A 1,821-nucleotide genomic window follows, 5' to 3' on the forward strand; every position below is an offset into this window, starting at 1 on the left:
GTCGCACACCGTGCTGGCCGAGCCTGCGGGGACGCCCGTGGACGAAGCGCAGCGCATGTCCACGATCCGGGCGGCCGCGCGGCGGTTGGAGAATTCCTCCACCACGCCCCATTCGTCGTTCACGAGGTTGAGCACGTTCTGGACGTCGAAGGTCAGCCGGGTGCGGTGACCGCGCCAGAAGCCCGGCAGCTCCTGCGAGATCTGCAGGTCGAGGCGGTTGATGTCGGGATTGTCCGCCGCGCCCTTCTGCGAGATCGCGCCCTGGGACAGGCCAAAGCGGTTCACGATCGTGTTGACGAAGTCGTAGGTCGCCTGGCTGTTGAACACGACGCGCGGGTCGTCGGTGACGATCGTGCCGGCCACGGCCCCGGCGCGCGGGTTGGCCATGTTCGGCACATAGAGCAGGTGGTCGCCGCGGTTCACCCCATAGGTGGCGTTCCGGCCTGGGCCGCCGCCCTGCAGGAAGTTGATCGGCACGCCGGTGCGGTTCTCGCCAAACAGGCTGAAGCGCGTGGGCAGGCCTTCCAGGAACTCGCGCTCCCAGGCCAGTTCCAGCTTGAAGCTCTCGGTGATTTCCGAGTTGGAGCGGCCCGAGGTGGCGAGGTTGGGGTCGAGCGCGGTGTATTGCTCGCCATAGAGGCCGCCCGCTGTGGTGGCGAGGATGGCGAGCGTGCCGTAGTCGTCGGAGTCCTGACGGGTGTAGGAGGCGTTGATCTCCACCCCGTTGTCGAACGAGGCCGAGGCCGACACTGCGGCCGTGATGAACCAGGAGTCCTCGCCCGGGTTGAAGGCGATGATGTCGCGCGAGTCACCGACTGCAAGGTTTCCAGCGGCGTTCGGGCGCACCCAGCTGGGCAGCGCGCCGAGACCGAGCGCGGTGCGCTGTGCCGCTGTGGCCGACAGGCCGTCATAGCGGATGCGGCCGTCCGGCGTGCGCAGCACGGCGCCGTTGGCGACGAGCGGCACAGCCCGGCTGTCACGGAAGGCCAGGCCTTCCTGGCTGCGGACGCCCACGAAGTCGAAGCCGAGGCGCAGCCAATCCAGCACGTCCCACTGAACGGCGATGTTCGCGCGCCAATCGGACGGGATCTCGAAGTTGGGGGCCAGCGCGTTCACTTCGGAAAGCACCGGAGCCCCGCCGCCGACTAGCGTCTGCGCCAGACCGGGCACTGCGAAGAACGTGTCGTTCGAGGCGCGGTTGAGCGTGAGGAGCGACGAGCACTCCGCGCTGGTGAACGTCCGAACCGGGTTCAGCGCATCGATACAGCCCGTCGCAGTGCGCCGGATATCGATGGAGTTGGTCAGGATGCCGGTGTTGGAGAAGCTGTTGGAGAGGAACACGTCCGGGAGGCCGCCGGAAACAAGGCCCACGCCGCCAGACACTTCGATCGTGTCGGTCGGGTTCCACTCGAATGAGGCGCGCGGCATCAGCACGTCCAGACCATCGTAGGTCGTGGTGTTGGAGAAGCCGTTGCGGGCCACGAAATTCGGGTTGAGGGCCGGCTTCTCGTCCCCGCCGTAGATCTCGTAGCGCAGACCATAGGTCACGACGAGATTGTCGGTGATGTCCCAGGTGTCCTGCACGAACAGTGTGGACGTATTGTAGGTGAAGACGGCTGCGCCATCATTCGGGTTGCCGGTGAGCGCGTTGTTGTATTCAAAGCGACCGAGCTCGCCGCGATTGAAGGCCTCGATCGTGTCGAAGTAATAGACGCCCAGCGCGGCCTGCACGAACAGGTTGTTGATGCCGATTTCCTGCCAGTGGGCGCCGGCCTTAATCAGGTGATCGCCGAAAATGTACTCGGCGGAGAACTGGACCTG

1 protein-coding gene is annotated in these 1,821 nt (G+C 65.8%); it reads right to left on the reverse strand.

Going from position 1 to position 1,821, the window contains the following annotated elements; all coding sequences use genetic code 11:
* Window positions 1–1,821, reverse strand: a 1,821-nt coding sequence (locus ACLD7X_RS16525) for a TonB-dependent receptor domain-containing protein (RefSeq protein WP_411424778.1), incomplete at both ends; no start/stop codon positions are given.

The sequence above is a fragment of the Aphanothece microscopica RSMan92 genome, from assembly GCF_046613545.2.
Lineage (GTDB): Bacteria > Cyanobacteriota > Cyanobacteriia > PCC-6307 > Cyanobiaceae > NIES-981.